Below are 17,313 nucleotides of genomic sequence, written 5' to 3'. Positions count from 1 at the left end.
TTAAAATTTTATCTTAGGGTCAAAACTCATATCAATCCTGAGAAGAAAAATAAAATACTATCGCCTGCTCTGGCTTAAACATGATCTTCCTGCCGGCTTATCTGTTTTTTTTGTTGCACTGCCGCTTTGCTTAGGCATTGCATTGGCATCTGGTGCACCATTATATGCAGGATTACTTTCCGGCATTATTGGCGGCCTGGTTGTTTCATTGATAAGCGGCGCTTCATTAGGCGTATCCGGCCCTGCTGCAGGCTTAACAACATTGGTGGCAGCATCCATAATTTCATTGGGTGATTATAAAATATTTTTGCTGGCAGTAATTATTGCAGGGTGTTTTCAATTATTACTTGGCTTGTTAAAACTGGGAGTGATCGCCAATTATTTTCCCTCATCAGTAATCAAAGGTATGTTGGCGGCCATTGGAATTATATTGATTTCAAAACAAATTCCATTAGCATTGGGTTATGATAAACCTGATTTCTGGACGGGCAGTTTTATGCATTTATTTTCGTCGCAGAATTTTATTGCCAGCATAAAAAACTTTAACCAGGAAATTACAAGAGGTGCTATTATCATTGCTATACTATCGCTACTTGCAATGGTAGTATTACAACAACCATTTGCAAAAAAATTAAAAGTAATTCCTGCTCCTTTAATAGTAGTGGTCTTTGGTATTATCATCAATATCTTTTTTACCAGGATCACTTCTGTATATACCTTGCGTCCTACGCAATTAGTTACTATTCCATCAAACATTTTTTCAAATATTGCCTTTCCCGACGTTTCAAAAATTTTCAGCAATAAAGAGATATGGATAGATGGTTTATTCATCGGACTTTTAGCTACATTAGAAACATTGCTCTGTACTGAAGCAATTGATAAATTAGATAAGCATAACAGAATTACACCTGTAAACCGTGAGTTGGTAGCGCAAGGTATTGGCAATATGTTGTGCGGATTGTTAGGTGCCATTCCCATAACTGCAGTGGTAGTAAGAGGTGCTGCCAATATTGATGCCGGTGCCCGGACAAAATTATCGGCATTTACACATGGATTATTTTTATTGTTAGCGGTATTGCTGATTCCTTTCTTACTTAATAAAATACCTTATGCATCGTTGGCAGCCATTTTATTAATTACAGGTTATAATCTTACCAAACCAAAACTCTACCGCAATATGTGGAGCCTGGGCTGGAAACAATTTATTCCGTTCATTATTACCATTGTGGTGATTCTTTTTACTGATCTTTTAATTGGCGTAAGCATTGGACTGCTCCTCTCCATTTATTTTATCATCAGCAATAATTTTAAAGCAGAATATAAGATCACCAAAACAAAACAACACGAAACTGAAGTATATTATATCAAACTCAACAGCAATGTCACTTTTCTAAATAAAGTAAATCTTAAAAAGGCATTAGATAAAGTTCCGGCATACAGCGTTCTTACAATTGATGGCAGCGATTGTAACTTTATTGACTACGACATTCTTGAAATAATCAGCGAATATGCTAATAAAGCTCACGACAGGCATATTGAATTACACCTTAAAGGCATTGAAAAAGTGAACATTACAGCGGTGCATTAAAAAATTAACAGCGCAAACAGCATTCTGGCACCATTATTTCATAACAGTATCAGCACTAAAAGATATTTTATGAAAAAAATAATAAGCCTTAGTATAATTGCATTATTACTCTCCACTACTTTTATTTCCTGTTCAAAAGATGTTACCACTTCATCTTCAACAACAACCCCTACAAGTACAGTGGTAACCCAGGGTACCTGGAAAATAACTTATTACAATGATAGTGGTGCTGATGAAACAACCAATTACACCGGTTATACTTTTGCATTTACCACCGGAGGTTCTGTCAGTGCCATTCTGGGTAGTTTTGTAACCAACGGTACCTGGACTTCTTACAATGACGACAGCCAGAATAAATTGTATTTAAATTTTGGTAGTACTGTGCCGCTAAGTAAGTTAAAAGTAGACTGGCATATCATTGAAAAAACAAGTATCAAAATACGTTTGGAAGATGTAAGCGGTGGCGGCAGTGGTACAGATTATCTTACTTTGGAAAGGTTGTAAAACAATATCAGCTTAAAGCAAAATCAACTGCCGCAGTTGAATGTATTAATGCTGTATCAAAAACCGGTGCAGCACAATCTTGCTGTTTTATCAATATCGGAATTTCGGTGCAACCTAAAATAATTCCTTCTGCACCTTCTTCAATAAGCACATTAATAATGCGTAAATATTCTGCCTTGGTTTCAGGTAAAAAAATACCTGATCCAAATTCATTGTAGATAGCATTATTGATAAAGGCAATATCGGTTTCTCCGGGTATAATGGTAGTTATTCCATTGTCAGCCAGTTTAGCTTTATAAAAATCAAGTTGCATGGTATATTTTGTACCCAGCAAAGCCACTTTTTTTAATCCTGTATTTTTTATAGCAGCGGCAGTTACTGTTCCAATATGTATCACCGGTATGTTTACTGCAGCCTGAATTTCGTCAGCAATTTTATGCATGGTGTTAGCACCGATCATAATGCAATCAGCACCTGCTGACTCTAGCGATTGTGCTGCTTTGCAAATGATCACTGCAATACCATCCCAATCCTGTGCTTCGGTTAACACTTTTATTTCTGCAAAATCAACCGAATTTAAAATAATTTTTGCCGCATGTGCACCACCAAGGCGTTTATTGGTTAATTCATTCAACAACCTGTAATAATCCAATGTAGAGTACCAGGTCAGGCCGCCGATGATGCCGATTGTTTTCATGCTTATATTTTTTGCAACGCAATGTTACAATCATTTTTTGTAAATCTTCGTCTCACAAAAAAAGGACTGTGATGCTTGATTTGATACATTTCTTTTGTCTTTATGAATAAATTGCCGGTTAAACCGGCTTTTAAAGTTGTACTGATTATAACCCGTAATAGCCTTGGCTGTAATAAAAAAAATACCCTGAAACTCAATACAGTAAAGGCTTTTAACAAAACCTTCACCCTTTAGGCATAATATTACGAACCAACAATTGACTTATAAAGCATAATAAAGCTTACTATCTTTGCGCCGCAATTCGGTAAACCTGCGCTATTTACTGGTTATTACAACCAACGTGTGCTACTGAACAATCCGCCCAACCAGACTTTTTCGCCTGACTTTGAGGGGATATAATTTTTTAAATTAAAACTAGAAATATGAAGAGTGATGTCATGGGCATTGGTGCCCCTATCAACAAAAAAGACCTGAAAGAACTATTGAAAGAAACAAAAGAAACCATTGCTGTTGATGTAAGAATTGACGGGAACAACAACCGTTCATTTGGTGTGGTAGATTTGTGGAATGTTCAAAAAAGACAAAGAACCACTGCCTCAATGATGAGGAGATGGTCTAACTAAGTGTTACTTTATTCGTTTGAAATAAAATAGTTCTTTTTAGTTTTTACAGCATGGCTTGCGCCATGCTTTTTTTTTGCCACAGATTGCACAAATTCCACAGAAGAAAAATGCTGTGGATTTATTTGTGTAATCTGTGCAATCTGTGGCGGCCGTATGATTTTGTTAAATTTTTAACAAGAGTTATTGAATTTGGTACGGTTTTGCATCGTTATAGAAAATTGAATATCTTTACTATGCACTATACAATTACTATGTCTGCATCATTTGAGTCTGAAAAAAACAGGAAAGCATTTTTTTATACTATCGCAATAGTTATTGCCTTTTTATTATTGGCTATTTTCTGGACATGGATCATACCTCCGCCACCAGCTCCCATAGCACAAGACCTGATTGAAGTGAACTTAGGCAATTTAAGCGAAGGCTTTGGTGAAGTGCAGCCATTGATCAAAGGAGAAAAATCGCCTGCAGAAGAACCTGCAAACGAACCAAAACAGACCCAAGCCGCAGCCGCTCCTGAGCCTGTAAAAGAACAGATGCCCGACGACAGTAAAGATGCAGATGCGATACCTGTTGTAAAACCAACTAAAACTGTAACAAAAACAAAACCAGTAACAAACACAGTGCCTGTTGTTGTAGCTGAACCTAAACCACGAAAACCAAAAATCACTTATCCGGATGGTGTAAGAAATCCTAACCCTGGTAATAACGCAACTGAAGGGAATGATACATACACACAAGGAAATAACCCCAAAGGTACCGGTGATGCAGGTCATCCTAATGGAAAACCTGATAGCTATGGGAATAACCCCGGTGGGAAAACCGGTGGAGCAAGTGTTACAAAAGGAGTAAGACCTTATAATTTAGGAGATTTAAGATTTCAAGATGATTTCAATGAGAATGCAAAAGTGTATGTTGACATCCGGTATAATGCCGCAGGAACTTTTGTTAGCTCAACTGTTTCAAGAGGAACGACAACATCAAATGCCAAGATACTTTCAATAGCACGGCAAAAAGTAAGTGCATTAAAATTCCCTCCATCGCCAGATGGTGGTATTACAACAATACTATTAAATTTTAAAGTGCAATAATCTTCATCGCATTTATTCTCTCTCCGGTACCATGTTTTATGATAACTTGCTTTCGATTAAACTCATTTAACTTCCATTCAACATTTGTATTGCTATTGCGCTTTACTTACATTTGCTGCTGAATTATAGTTATTAAATGAATTATCAGCAAACGATTGATTATCTCTACCAGCACCTGCCCATGTTCAGCCGCATTGGTGCTGCTGCATATAAGAAAGACCTGCATAATACTATTGCACTTTGCGATGCATTAGGTAATCCTGAAACAAAATTTAAAAGTATTCATATTGCCGGTACCAATGGTAAAGGCAGTACCAGCCATATGCTTGCTGCAATGTTGCAACAGGCAGGTTATAAAACGGGATTATATACATCGCCTCACTTAAAAGATTTCAGGGAAAGGATAAAGATAAACGGTGCGATGATCACCGAGGAATTTGTAATTGAATTTGTACAACATACTAAAATTATTGCAGAAGAAATTCAGCCGTCTTTTTTTGAATTGACTGTAGCCATGGCATTTGAATATTTTGCAAAAGAGAAAGTTGATATCGCAATTATTGAAACCGGCCTGGGTGGCAGGTTAGACAGCACTAATGTGATCACTCCCCTGCTTTCAGTAATTACCAATATCGGTTACGACCATATGAATATTCTCGGCAATACACTGGAAGAAATTGCTATGGAAAAAGCAGGCATCATAAAACCTGGAGTACCGGTTGTAATTGGAGAATACCTTGCTGAAACAAAAAATATTTTTCTTGCCAAAGCAACAGCATGTAATGCCCCCATTTATTTTGCACAGGATGAATATATGGTTTCGGATATTGTATCAACGGTGCAAACTTTACAGTGTGCTGTTACCAACACTGTGCATAAAATAACAGAACAATTTTTACTTGATCTTAATGGTATTTATCAAACCAAAAATCTTTGTACTGTTTTATGCGCCGAAGGTATTATAACGCAGCAAGGTTTTACAATAAAAAATGAAGCAGAAAAAACTGCTTTAGCCAATACCAAAAAAATAACCGGCCTGCATGGCAGGTGGGATGTAATAGCAGAAAACCCTGCAATTGTTTTAGATGTAGCGCATAACGAAGATGGTATCAGGCAGATTTTAAAACAATTGCCAATAGGCAACACACAGATAAAAACACATTTTGTAATTGGTATGGTAAAAGATAAAGAAGTGGATAAGGTTTTATCGCTGCTGCCAGCTAATGCTGATTATTATTTTACCAATGCTCATATACCAAGGGCCATGCCTGCACAGGAATTACAAACCAAAGCTGCAACATTTAATCTGAATGGAAATTTTTATGATGATGTAAACAATGCCATTGCTGCAGCAAAAGAAAAAGCTTCCGCAACCGACCTGATCATCGTTTGCGGAAGCGTATTTTTAGTGGGAGAAGTAAATGTGCCCGCAGATGTCGCAGAAAAGAAAACATAATTGTAACATATCTGATAATCATTGGAGGTACCTGTGTTAAACAGTCCTGCACTATTTACCATTGACGATTGACGATTGACGATTCACCATTCACGACTCACGCCCCCGCATCTATTTTCTGAAAAGCATAATACACACAGGCCATGTGCAGCGACTGAACGATCTCATTATTCAATAACATTTTTCTGAAATCTTCCAGCGGCATTGTCACCAGGTCTATATCTTCATTGTGATCTAACTTTTGTTCCGCTATTTTTTTTCCACCCCTGGCTAAATATAAATAAGTATAATTATCCAGCATGCCGGGATTGGCGGTAATTTTTCCCAGGTAATCATAACTGGCAAATTCATAACCAGTCTCTTCCAGCAGTTCTCTTGCAATAGCTTTTTGATGATCTTCTCCTGCATCAATAAAACCACCGGGTATCTCTAAAATGGTTTCGCCTATTGCATGGCGGTACTGCCTTACCAAAACCACTTCATTATCTTCTGTAACTGCCATGGCACAGGCACTGGGCGGTAATTCAACCACAAAGTAAGGATCTACAATTTGTCCATCCGGCCTTTCACAACGGTCTTCTCTTGCTGTAAAATAAATATGTTTACTTAAATATTTTGAGGCTAATAATTTCCACTGCATGATTGTCAATTGGTTTATTGGTTTACTGGTTTATTAGTTAATTAGTTTAACTTCTGGCCGCAACCCCAATTAACTAATTAACCAATTAACTATTTAACTATTTCCATTTCATTCTTTCTCTTAAACTGGTGATATGCGCCACATGATGCCTGCCATGCCATGCGTACATTCCAAGCAAATGCCATAAGGTCATTTCTTTTTTATGCTCCGGGTGAAAAACAGTTCTCTGCAATTCTGATTCCGTAATGTCTTTAAGAAAATAATACCAGCGGCTATGTAAGGCATGTAATAATGTGAGCGAAATATTTATGGGTTGTTCCAGTGAATCTTTCATCTCTGCCCAGGCCACTTCATCATAAGGCCTGATGGTGGGATTATCTTCGGTAAGGCCTAATTTAAAACGTGTATAAGCATTCATGTGACTGTCTGCCACATGATGCACCACCTGCTTCACCATCCAGCCACCTTCCCTGTAAGCTGTGTCTAATTGTGCAGCATCTAAATTTATCACGGCATTTTCTAAATGCTGTGGCAGGTTTTTTATATCGGTCAGCCATTCCTGTAATTGTTTTTCAGAAAATGGTTGTGCTTCATATTTACCGATGGGGTATCTTAGGTCTTCACTCATTATAAACAGAACTTTTTATTATTAATTAGAAGCCGGTGCAACGGGTTTAATTCCTTCCAATGTCATTTCAAAAATTAAAGCAGCGCCGGGAGGAATAGCATTAGGGTCTCTCGGGTTTAAATAATAAGCTAATTCCGTAGGTATAAATACTCTCCATTTATCTCCTACCCTCATCAATTGTAAAATTTCTATCCACCCCTTAATAACACCTGTTACCGGGAATACTGCAGGCTGTCCACGCTTGTAAGAATTATCAATCTCACGGCCATCTATAAGTGTACCTACATAATTCACCACTACGGTATCAACCAGTGTAGCTTTTAGTGTAGACGTTTCAGGTGCCTTTGTTATCACTTCATACTGCAGCCCGTCTGGCAATGTAGTAACACCCGGTTTCTTTTTATTGGCTTCTAAAAATGTAACGCCTTTGGCTATTTCTGCGGCAGATGCTTCTTTAGAAAATGCATCCACTTGTTTTTGCATACAGGCTCCCATTTGCTCTACGCTCAGTATTGGCTTCTTACCTTTATATACATCATCAATAGCCATTTGCATTATCACAGGGTTTATCTTGTTGATATTTTGCGATTTCATATTATTGGCCACATTATACCCTGCAGCATAACTAAAACTATCTACTAAATTTTTAAACGGGCCTTTTACTGCAACCAATTTTACTGCAGGCTTTGCCGCAACTTTAGGCTTGGTTTGCGCCGCAGCATAAAAAAATAACCCCATTGTTAACATCAATACTAATACCTTCTTCATGAACTTTTTGTTTTTTGTTTTAATTTACTTTATATACTTATTTACTTTATATACTTTTTTACTCGTTAATCTTCCCTCATCTCTTTACCAGTAAGATGAATAAAAACATCTTCAAGATTTGCTAACTTAACCTGTTTGGGCCTTTCAAAACCTGTAGCAACCAAATCATCAATCATTTTATCAGGAGAATCTAAAGAAATGATCTTGCCTTCGTCCATAATAGCAATGCGGTCGCAAAGTTGTTCTGCCTCATCCATATAATGTGTGGTGATAATAACAGTGGTGCCCTTGGCACGGATATCAATAATAAGGTCCCACAAATTTCTTCTTGCCTGCGGATCAAGCCCTGTTGTAGGTTCATCCAGGAAAATAATTTTAGGTTTATTGATTAGTGTAGTGGCAATAGAAAAACGCTGCTTTTGCCCGCCACTCATATCCTTAAATTTATTTTTCGCTTTATCTTCCAGGTTTACCATTTTCAACAACTCCATGGCATTTACCGGTTCATTATACAAACCGCCAAATAAATTGATCAGTTCTATTAAATTCAATCCGGGATAAAAACCTGAAGTTTGTAACTGTACACCAATGATCTTTTTAATTTCTCCCGGAGATTTATCCAGGTTAAAACCATTCACCATCACCTCACCACTGGTTTTATCTTTTAGCGTTTCTATAATTTCCAGCGTGGTGGATTTACCTGCGCCATTAGGGCCAAGTAAACCAAAAATTTCTCCTTCATATACATCAAAGGAAATTCCTTTTACTGCATGAAAGTTGCCATAATTTTTGGTAAGATTCTTTACTGAGATAATTGTATTCATACTTACAAATTATAAAGTCATTTCCATTTTTACATCTGCTGTTTCAAATGGAGAATTGGTTACTGTTACATGTTGAAACCCGTACTTTTCATACAACCCTAAAGCAGTTGTTAATTGGTGATTTGAAAAGAGCTCCAGTTTTTTTGCACCTATCTGCTTCGCTTTTTCAATGCATTTTTCAATCAGCAATTTACTAATGCCTTTGCCCTGGAAAGCTTCGTCAACTGACATTTTTGCCAATTCAAATACCCCTTCGCTCTCTTTAATTATTGCTGCGGTACCAACAATTTTATCCGCTGCTATAGCCAGCCAGATAAAGCCTCCGTTATTAAGGATCGTATTTTCAGGATCGTTTAATATTTCCAGGTCGTGGCTTTCGGTAAGATTATATTTATCCAGCCATACAATATTCAACCGGTAAAAATCAGGTTGGTATTTATTGTCGTATTCAATAATTGTTATCATACTATCAACACTATACTGCAGCATAAACTATTGTGCTGCTACTATTCAGTTCCTTTTAAAAAAGATTCCAGTTCTTCCATCATTAATTTACTACCTGCAAAAAAAGGTGTGCGCTGATGCAATCCTGTTGGCTGCACTTCCAGCATTCTTTGTTTGCCATTAGTAGCAATACCGCCTGCCACTTCAATTATAAATGCACAGGGATTACATTCGTACATCACCCTTAATTTACCTTTGGGTTTATCCAGTACTGCAGGGTACATAAAAATACCACCTTTAATTAAATTACGATGAATGTCTGCTACCATGCTACCGATATAACGCTGCGTATAAGGGCCGCCATTCTCTTTCGTTTTCTTCTGGCATTCGTTAATATATTTTCTTACATTTTCTTCGTATTGGAAAAAGTTACCGTGATTCACAGAATAAAACTTGCCCGAGTCAGGGCATTTAATATCCGGGTGGCTTAAAGTAAATTCTCCAATGGATTGGTCTAACGTAAATCCATTCACTCCTCTCCGGGTAGCATATACCATCATGGTAGACGATCCATAAATAATATATCCTGCTGCCACCTGTTTAACGCCGGGCTGTAAAAAATCTGCTTCAGTTGCAGGCTTGCCCAATTCGCTTACACGCCTGTACACGCTAAAGATGGTACCAATAGAAACATTCACGTCAATATTGCTGCTGCCATCCAACGGATCAAACAAACAAACATATTTACTGGCATTACTTACTTCGTCATCAAATATCACTACATCATCCAGTTCTTCGCTACCAATACCGGCGCAACTGATGCCGTGGCGCAATACACCTACAAACTGGTTATTGGCAAAAATGTCTAATTTCTTCACTTCTTCGCCCTGCACATTCATCGAACCTGCATCGCCTAAAATGTCCACCAGGCCGGCTTTATTTACCTCTACATTCACTCTTTTTGCAGCCAACCCGATATCTCTTAATAAACTCGACAGCTCACCTGTGGCTTTAGGAAAATCACGTAACTGTTGAATGGTAAATTCATCCAGTGTCTGTACTCTGCGGTTAATAATCATAATAGCGTAAAGTTGGTTAAATACAAATGGGTTTATTCAGCAAGATTTACGATTTTTGCAAATCTGTTTAACAGGGCTAAATTACAGAATTAACTTAATCAACTACCATAAATGAAGGTTTTTAAATTTGGAGGCGCCAGCATCAACAGCGTGGAAAGAATACAGAATGTCGGCAGAATTTTACAGGCTTACCAGGGGGAGAAAATATTGGTGATCATCTCTGCGATGGGCAAAACCACCAATGCGTTAGAAAAAGTGGTAGATGCTTTTTTTGAAGGCCGTAAAGATGATGCCCTGCAATTATTTGAACAGGTAAAGGAACAGCATTTAAATACGCTTAAATACCTCACTACTTTGCACTGGCAGCAGGCAGAAGAGCATTTAAAAGATTTTTTTACAGAGATAGAATGGTTATTGCATGATAAACCGGTAAGGGAATATGATTATTATTACGACCAGATTGTTTGCAGTGGCGAATTGATGAGCACTTCCATGATGAGTGATTACCTTAACGAAGCCGGTGTAAAAAATAAATGGATAGATGTAAGGGATATTGTAAGAACAGATGATAATTTTCGTGATGCGGCTATTGACTGGGCTTATACGCAAGATAAAGTAAGCCATATTGTGGAACCGCTTTTTAAAGATTACGATATAGTAATCACACAGGGATTTATTGGTGCCACCGATGAAAATGAAAGCACTACATTGGGCAGAGAAGGAAGTGATTACAGTGCTGCTATTTTTGCCAATTTGTTGAATGCCGAAAGCCAGACCATCTGGAAAGATGTGGAAGGTGTAATGAATGCCGACCCTAAAGAATTTAAGGAAGCTACTTTTTTAGATGCGCTGAGTTATGATGAAGTGATTGAAATGGCTTACTACGGTGCACAGGTTATTCACCCGAAAACAATAAAGCCATTACAGAATAAAAATATTCCCTTACATGTGCGGTGTTTTTTACAACCCGATCTTGCAGGCACTATCATAAGCAATAAACCGGTGCATCAACTGCCGCCCGTTATTGTGGTAAAAGATAAACAGGTATTGCTGGAATTAAGCTCTAAAGATTTTTCTTTTGTGGGAGAAGAATATGTAAGCCGTTTGTATGAATTGTTTGCACAAATAAAAATTCGCCCCAACCTTATTCAGAATGGAGCGATAAGTATTTTATGTTGCTTAGATGACAAGCCTGAAAAAATTGAAAAGCTGGCATTAGCTGCTTCGGAGATTTTTGATGTGCAGGTGAAAAAAGATTTAACCTTACTTACCATCCGCCATTATACCAGAGAAAAATTTGATGAGTTAACTAAAGGGAAAACAATTTTGCTTACGCAGAGAACAACGGAAACGGTACAGGCATTAATGGAGAACACGCTTTTAACGCATTCCTGAAAAATGGTTACTTATTACCAACAGTATGCCATTCATGTTCAAGCCTTGTCATTAATAATGCATTGTCAAATTTAACTGAGCCTTTTGGAAAAATAGTTTCGTTTTCAAAAAAGCCTGATTGTACATTGCTTACTGCAAGGGGTTTTACTTTCCAGTTATAAGTCTCCAGTTTTAAACCTTCAAACTTTTTGCCATTGGGAGAATAACCAACGGCACCTTTTTCAAAAAAACCGGAAGCATTTTCAAGCGTTTCAAAAATTGAATTGGGGTCAAATGTATTTACTTCAGTTGCGTCAATAGAAATTTGTGTTTTGTCTGAACTGGTAAAATCAATATGATAGTTCTTATCTTTTTCAATCACATTATACTTTGCTAAATGATATTTGCCCGGGAAAATACGGCCGCCAACAATTGTATTGAATCTTGAGGAGGTATCCCGACGTGGAATATAAACACCTTCTTTAACCTGCCCTTCTTCATCCCACTCCACCGCTATTCTGTGTGCCCCGTTTTCTGAAGAAATACCAATAAAATCCGGAAGCCCTTTAGGTTTGATATTTTTAAGCCTGATCAGGCAGATTCCAACAATGGCTTTATTCTCATAAATTTTAGGACGAAAAGGAAAGGGTATAATTTTTTCTACATCTACGGGGGCAGCAGTAAAATTGATTAATATCCGCCGGTCAATAAAGCCGTGCATTGTGGGAAGTTTCATACCAGGGAACTTATTATACGTTACAAATTAACCCGTCCTGGTGAATTAAATTTTTAATCCACCACATACTCCCCTTTCTTATTCACCAAAATAACCGGGAGCTGTTTTTTTTCTTCAAAAAAGTTGAAAGCTTCTTTAAGTTTTGTAGCAAAGTCAATTAATGCCGGCCTTGTTTGTAAAGTTTGCGCAAGGTATTCTGCCGATTTTTTCACATTGTATTTTACAGGAAAAACATGCACCGGTATAAAATCCTGTCCGCTTGATTTTACATGCGTGGCAATAATATACAATTCCTCAATTGGCTCATCGCTGATAGGAATACAACCGGTAGAAACGCAATTGCCATGAATATAGATGGCATTGCCGGGATGAACAGAATCACTTAAGATTTTATCTGAAGCATTAGGATAATTCAAACCAAGAGCCAGGTGATAGTTACTGTTGGGATTAAATTCATTGATATAATAAAAACCTTCAGGAACCTGGTAATCTCCCTCCATACGCTTAGGCCCCATGGTGCCGCTTTGCATACAAATTTTATAGGTCTTAAAAAGTTTGAATGGTTCTTTAGCATTGCCTTTTACCCAAACCTCCAGTTGCCTGTCGTATTTAAAAGAACGAATGTACATGGCTTGTGGCGGCCAGGTGAGTTTCTTCTCGTCAAATTGTTTTATTAAAGAGTCTTCCATACCGGAAAATATCCCGGAAAGTTTAACCGAACTCTTTTGAATATCAACAAATGAATTTTGAGAAAATGCAGTACCCCCAATGAAGAAAAAGGGCAGGATAAAAAATATGGTCTTTACAAAAAGATGCTTCATTTAAAAAATTGGAGTTAAAACTTACAACGTAAAAATATAAAAAAATTGAAGCTTTATTTGTTAAAAAAAGCCACAATGTGGAAAACCCTGCAAACTCAGGTGGTTTCCCCATGATCTGACGTCCTCGTCTGATCATGGCCAGGCATGGTCAGACGGGACGTCAGACCATGCCTGGCCATGAAATTTACAAATTCCCCCTTGCATCCTGCTCTCTTTCCAGCGCTTCAAATAAAGCTTTAAAATTGCCTTTGCCAAAGCTTTTGGCTCCTTTACGCTGTATGATCTCGAAGAATAATGTAGGCCTGTCCTCCAATGGTTTACTGAAGATCTGTAATAAATAACCTTCGTCATCCCGGTCTATCAATATGCCCAGTTTTTGCAATGGTGCAAGGTCTTCATCAATTTTACCTACTCGGTCTAAAACCGTTTTATAATAACTTTCGGGTATACTTAAAAATTCCACCCCACGGTTTTGCAATTCGCTTACCGTGGCAACAATATCATTTGTGGCAATTGCTACATGTTGCACCCCTTCTCCATTATAAAATTCTAAATACTCTTCCACCTGGCTTTTCTTTTTTCCTTCTGCCGGTTCGTTGATGGGAAATTTTACAAAGCCATTGCCATTACTCATCACCTTGCTCATTAATGCAGAGTATTCGGTAGAAATATCATTATCATCAAAACTTAAAATATTTTTAAAGCCCATCACATCCTCATAAAATTTCACCCAGGGGTTCATCTGGTTCCACCCCACATTGCCTACACAATGATCTACATACAACAAACCTGTTGATGCAGGATTATAATTCGATTTCCATTCCCTGAAGCCGGGCATAAAAGCGCCGGTATAATTTTTTCTTTCTACAAAAAGATGCACCGTTTCTCCATAGGTATGGATACCGCTTAACACCACTTCCCCATTGTCATCTTTTAAGGTAGTGGGTTGCAAATAAGACCTGCCGCCACGTTTGGTAGTTTCTTCCCATGCACTGGTAGCATCATCTACTTTTAATGCCAGTACTTTTACACCATCCCCATGCAGGTAAATATGATTGGCCATATCATTACCTGTTTTTAAAGGCGTGGTTAATACAAACGTGAGTTTATTCTGGCGTATCACATAACTAACTCTGTCCTTCAACCCGGTTTCGGGCCCTGCATACGCCAGGCTTTGAAAACCAAAAGCAGTTTTATAAAAATGTGCCGCCTGCTTGGCATTGCCTACATAAAATTCTACATAATCAGTTCCCTGCAAGGGTAAAAAATCGGTGGTTAAACTAACAGGTGCCTGGGGTTGTATGGTTGTTGTTTGCATTGTTTTAATTTGAGATGAAGGAAAAATTTACCCGCTGATATTGCAGAAAGCACAGATTTTTTTCAGCGTAATCAGCGAAATCTGCGGGAGATAATCAAATTAAAGTACCGAATCCATGGCAAGCGCCAACATCAGCAAAGAATAGTTGTTGCGCCTGTCAGCAAATAATTTATGTGGATAATCCGGTTGCATATCTTAAAACAAAGATAGCGAAACTTATACCACTTCGACGTGTTGATTATATATTTGCTGCATGCAAAAAGTAGGAATTTTAGGCGGAGGCCAGCTGGGCCGGATGCTGTTACAAGCCGCAGCAAATTACCCTGTTGAAACATTTGTAATGGAAAGCGATGCCACCTGCCCGGCGGCACATCTCTGCCATCATTTTACAAAAGGCGATATCAAAAACTTTGATGACGTTTATAATTTTGGTAAAGGCCTGGATGCTATTACCATTGAAATAGAAAGCGTGAATGAAGAGGCGCTGGAAAAACTGGAAGCTGAGGGTGTAAGGGTGTATCCAAAACCTTCCGCATTAAAGATCATTAAAAATAAAATTTTACAAAAACAGTTTTATAAAGACAACGAAATTCCTACCAGTGAATTTGTGATCACAAAAAATAAGGGTGACTTACAACAACATAGTAATTTTTTACCAGCCGCACATAAAATTGGCATGGGTGGTTATGATGGCCGTGGAGTGGAATTAATGAGATCAGCAGCTGATTTTTCAAAGGGATTTGATGCCCCCTCCGTTCTAGAAAAACTGGTGACCATAAAAAAAGAGATCGCTGTAATTATTGCAGTGAATGATAAAGGAGAAAATGCATTGTATCCACCGGTAGATATGGTTTTTGATACCCGTTTAAATTTGCTCGACTACCAGATAAGCCCTGCCGATCTTGCTGAAAAAGTTTTATGGAAAGCGGAAGCCATTGCTTTAAAAGTGGTGAAGGATCTAAAGAGCCCGGGCATTTTTGCCGTAGAATTATTCGTTGATATTGATAATAATGTGTTGGTCAACGAAACCGCACCAAGAGTACACAATAGCGGCCATCACACCATTGAAGCCAATTACAGCAGTCAGTTCGATATGTTGTGGCGCATCATGCTCGGTTATCCACTAGGCAATACCGATCATATTTTACCTGCGGCTATTGTGAATTTATTGGGTGCAGAAGGCTTTAGCGGTGAAGCCTGTTACGAAGGTTTAAATGAAATTTTACAGATAGATAATGTGTTTGTACATATCTACGGAAAAAAAGAAACCAAGCCGGGAAGAAAAATGGGGCATGTAACGATCCTCAGTAAAGAAAAACAGGAATTGATTCACCAGGCAAACAGGATTAAGGCGACTTTGAAAGTAATAAGTAAATAAAGTACCGCATTTTTTCTGCGGATATCTGCGATTTCTGCGGGCAAATTACAAACTCAATACATTCGCCAAACGCTTCAATTCTATTTCGGCAGCTTTAGCCGCATAATTTAAATTCACCAATCGGTAACCCGATTCTTCAAAACTTTGCTGGGCGTTTTTAAGATCTACGATAGTAGCAATTTTTGCCTGGAACCGTTTGAATACCACATCCAGTAATTTTAAAGAAATATCATAATTCTGTTCTTCGGTTTGTAATTGTTTTAAAGCAGAAGCATAAGACTGGTAAGATTTTACAACCTGTGCACTGTAATCTCTTATTAAAATATCTTTCGCAATGGCTGCATTTTTTACATTCAATTCAGCTACCTGTTGCTGGCGCCTGTATACAGAACCGTTATAAATAGGAATACCAATACTAATACCAACTGAAGGGCCATAATTCTGGTTCAGTAATACCTGTCCTGCTGCTGCCTGGTTACGGCTGAAATTAAATCCCGTAGTGGCACGTATGGAAGGATAACGCAAAGCTGCCGTTTCCTTTACAATAAATTCGTTGATCTTCACCTGGTCGGCTGCAGCAAGAATATCTGCGTTTTTATTCAGGCTGTTTAAAATAACGTCCAGGTTTATTGACTTATCAACAATTATCGTGTCTTCGATAGCGATAGTACTATCTGCTTTTAAAGTAAGTTGCCGAAGCAATTCTGTTTTTGCCTGGTCTACAATAACCTGTTGTGATTGTTTGGCCTGCAGCAACGCATTCAGGTCTGATTGTGCCTGGAAGAGATCGGCATTATTGGCAAGCCCCACACTCTGGCGTATTTGTACAATAGATAACTTTTGTTGCGCAATATCAATCGACCGGTCAATTGTTCTCATGTAACTCTGCTGCCTCACAATATCATAATATCCTGTCATTACATCAGCCATTACATTTTGTATCCTGGAATTGAGTTGCAAACGGCTTTGTTTTTCTAACTGCACCAGCCTGCTTTTAGTAGCTACTACCCTGTTTCCATTGTACAATAATATACTTCCTGTAACACCAACAACCAGTGCATTGGTTGATGCACCGTTGCGTTGAATCTGTGTTCCGGTATTTAATTTCTGGTTGATATTAGATACCTGTTCATTATCACTCAGGTTTGCAGTAACCAGGGGCAACCCGCCGGCAACACCATAATTATTGAAAATACTGTCGGCTTCAATAGTATTTTTAGAGAGTTGCAGATCTAAACTATTCTTTAAAGAAATATTCACTGCATCAGGTAATTTCAGCACACCCTGTGCTTTAATAAAAAAAGCTGTGCTGAATAAAACAATAAATATAACTGCCTGTTTCATATT

The 17,313-nt window shown here is 38.0% G+C and carries 18 protein-coding genes; 7 read left to right on the top strand and 11 right to left on the bottom strand.

Annotated features, from left to right (window positions below):
• The first annotated feature begins 10 nt into the window (after positions 1 to 10).
• Positions 11 to 1,588: a SulP family inorganic anion transporter gene (locus tag ACQ334_RS18820; RefSeq protein ID WP_430989927.1), complete on the top strand. Its 1,578-nt coding sequence runs from the start codon at positions 11 to 13 to the stop codon at positions 1,586 to 1,588.
• Between the two features lie 69 nt (positions 1,589 to 1,657).
• Positions 1,658 to 2,092, top strand: coding sequence for a hypothetical protein (locus ACQ334_RS18815; RefSeq protein WP_430989805.1), 435 nt, complete (start codon positions 1,658 to 1,660; stop codon positions 2,090 to 2,092).
• A 7-nt stretch (positions 2,093 to 2,099) separates the two neighbouring features.
• Here ACQ334_RS18815 and ACQ334_RS18810 read toward each other — a convergent pair whose 3' ends face one another.
• A complete protein-coding gene (locus ACQ334_RS18810) occupies positions 2,100 to 2,789 on the bottom strand; it encodes an aspartate/glutamate racemase family protein (protein ID WP_430989804.1) in 690 nt (229 codons plus the stop codon).
• 422 nt (positions 2,790 to 3,211) lie between these two features.
• On the opposite strand from ACQ334_RS18810, the gene ACQ334_RS18805 reads away from it, so the two are divergent.
• The 3 genes from ACQ334_RS18805 (at position 3,212) to ACQ334_RS18795 (ending at position 5,956) form a co-directional block, all read left to right on the top strand.
• A complete protein-coding gene (locus ACQ334_RS18805) occupies positions 3,212 to 3,412 on the top strand; it encodes a hypothetical protein (protein WP_430989803.1) in 201 nt (66 codons plus the stop codon).
• A gap of 233 nt (positions 3,413 to 3,645) precedes the next feature.
• On the top strand, positions 3,646 to 4,500 hold the full coding sequence (locus tag ACQ334_RS18800; RefSeq protein WP_430989802.1) for a hypothetical protein: 855 nt from the start codon (positions 3,646 to 3,648) through the stop codon (positions 4,498 to 4,500).
• A gap of 136 nt (positions 4,501 to 4,636) precedes the next feature.
• On the top strand, positions 4,637 to 5,956 hold the full coding sequence (locus ACQ334_RS18795) for a bifunctional folylpolyglutamate synthase/dihydrofolate synthase (protein ID WP_430989801.1): 1,320 nt from the start codon (positions 4,637 to 4,639) through the stop codon (positions 5,954 to 5,956).
• A gap of 97 nt (positions 5,957 to 6,053) precedes the next feature.
• Here the strand turns inward: ACQ334_RS18795 and ACQ334_RS18790 are convergent, their stop codons facing one another.
• From ACQ334_RS18790 to fbp, 6 genes are all read right to left on the bottom strand, one after another.
• The gene (locus tag ACQ334_RS18790) at positions 6,054 to 6,596 is read right to left on the bottom strand and encodes an NUDIX hydrolase (RefSeq protein ID WP_430989800.1); all 543 of its coding nucleotides are present in this window, start codon (positions 6,594 to 6,596) and stop codon (positions 6,054 to 6,056) included.
• A gap of 97 nt (positions 6,597 to 6,693) precedes the next feature.
• Positions 6,694 to 7,224 carry a YfiT family bacillithiol transferase gene (locus ACQ334_RS18785; RefSeq protein ID WP_430989799.1) on the bottom strand — a complete coding sequence of 177 codons (531 nt, stop codon included), beginning with the start codon at positions 7,222 to 7,224 and terminating at the stop codon, positions 6,694 to 6,696.
• 21 nt (positions 7,225 to 7,245) lie between these two features.
• Positions 7,246 to 7,992 carry an FKBP-type peptidyl-prolyl cis-trans isomerase gene (locus ACQ334_RS18780; RefSeq protein WP_430989798.1) on the bottom strand — a complete coding sequence of 249 codons (747 nt, stop codon included), beginning with the start codon at positions 7,990 to 7,992 and terminating at the stop codon, positions 7,246 to 7,248.
• Between the two features lie 65 nt (positions 7,993 to 8,057).
• Complete coding sequence (locus ACQ334_RS18775) at positions 8,058 to 8,816, bottom strand: ABC transporter ATP-binding protein (RefSeq protein WP_430989797.1); 759 nt, start codon at positions 8,814 to 8,816, stop codon at positions 8,058 to 8,060.
• A gap of 9 nt (positions 8,817 to 8,825) precedes the next feature.
• The gene (locus tag ACQ334_RS18770) at positions 8,826 to 9,281 is read right to left on the bottom strand and encodes a GNAT family N-acetyltransferase (RefSeq protein WP_430989796.1); all 456 of its coding nucleotides are present in this window, start codon (positions 9,279 to 9,281) and stop codon (positions 8,826 to 8,828) included.
• 41 nt (positions 9,282 to 9,322) lie between these two features.
• The gene (gene fbp, locus ACQ334_RS18765) at positions 9,323 to 10,339 is read right to left on the bottom strand and encodes a class 1 fructose-bisphosphatase (protein ID WP_430989795.1); all 1,017 of its coding nucleotides are present in this window, start codon (positions 10,337 to 10,339) and stop codon (positions 9,323 to 9,325) included.
• A 111-nt stretch (positions 10,340 to 10,450) separates the two neighbouring features.
• Between fbp and ACQ334_RS18760 the strand changes: the two genes are divergently transcribed.
• On the top strand, positions 10,451 to 11,734 hold the full coding sequence (locus tag ACQ334_RS18760; RefSeq protein WP_430989794.1) for an aspartate kinase: 1,284 nt from the start codon (positions 10,451 to 10,453) through the stop codon (positions 11,732 to 11,734).
• Between the two features lie 7 nt (positions 11,735 to 11,741).
• Here the strand turns inward: ACQ334_RS18760 and ACQ334_RS18755 are convergent, their stop codons facing one another.
• From ACQ334_RS18755 to hppD, 3 genes are all read right to left on the bottom strand, one after another.
• Entirely contained in the window at positions 11,742 to 12,449 is a 708-nt protein-coding gene (locus ACQ334_RS18755; protein WP_430989793.1) for a DUF2071 domain-containing protein, read from the bottom strand.
• A 53-nt stretch (positions 12,450 to 12,502) separates the two neighbouring features.
• The gene (locus tag ACQ334_RS18750) at positions 12,503 to 13,270 is read right to left on the bottom strand and encodes a L,D-transpeptidase family protein (RefSeq protein ID WP_430989792.1); all 768 of its coding nucleotides are present in this window, start codon (positions 13,268 to 13,270) and stop codon (positions 12,503 to 12,505) included.
• A 184-nt stretch (positions 13,271 to 13,454) separates the two neighbouring features.
• Positions 13,455 to 14,588 carry a 4-hydroxyphenylpyruvate dioxygenase gene (gene hppD / locus ACQ334_RS18745; RefSeq protein ID WP_430989791.1) on the bottom strand — a complete coding sequence of 378 codons (1,134 nt, stop codon included), beginning with the start codon at positions 14,586 to 14,588 and terminating at the stop codon, positions 13,455 to 13,457.
• A gap of 253 nt (positions 14,589 to 14,841) precedes the next feature.
• Between hppD and ACQ334_RS18740 the strand changes: the two genes are divergently transcribed.
• Complete coding sequence (locus ACQ334_RS18740; protein ID WP_430989790.1) at positions 14,842 to 15,966, top strand: 5-(carboxyamino)imidazole ribonucleotide synthase; 1,125 nt, start codon at positions 14,842 to 14,844, stop codon at positions 15,964 to 15,966.
• Positions 15,967 to 16,011: 45 nt separating this feature from the next.
• Here ACQ334_RS18740 and ACQ334_RS18735 read toward each other — a convergent pair whose 3' ends face one another.
• The gene (locus ACQ334_RS18735) at positions 16,012 to 17,310 is read right to left on the bottom strand and encodes a TolC family protein (RefSeq protein WP_430989789.1); all 1,299 of its coding nucleotides are present in this window, start codon (positions 17,308 to 17,310) and stop codon (positions 16,012 to 16,014) included.
• Positions 17,311 to 17,313: the final 3 nt, after the last annotated feature.

This window comes from Ferruginibacter sp. SUN106 (genome assembly GCF_050611765.1).
In the GTDB taxonomy this organism is placed as follows: domain Bacteria; phylum Bacteroidota; class Bacteroidia; order Chitinophagales; family Chitinophagaceae; genus Ferruginibacter.
Note: the sequence above shows the minus strand (reverse complement) of the source record. Positions and strands in the feature narration are given on the sequence as shown.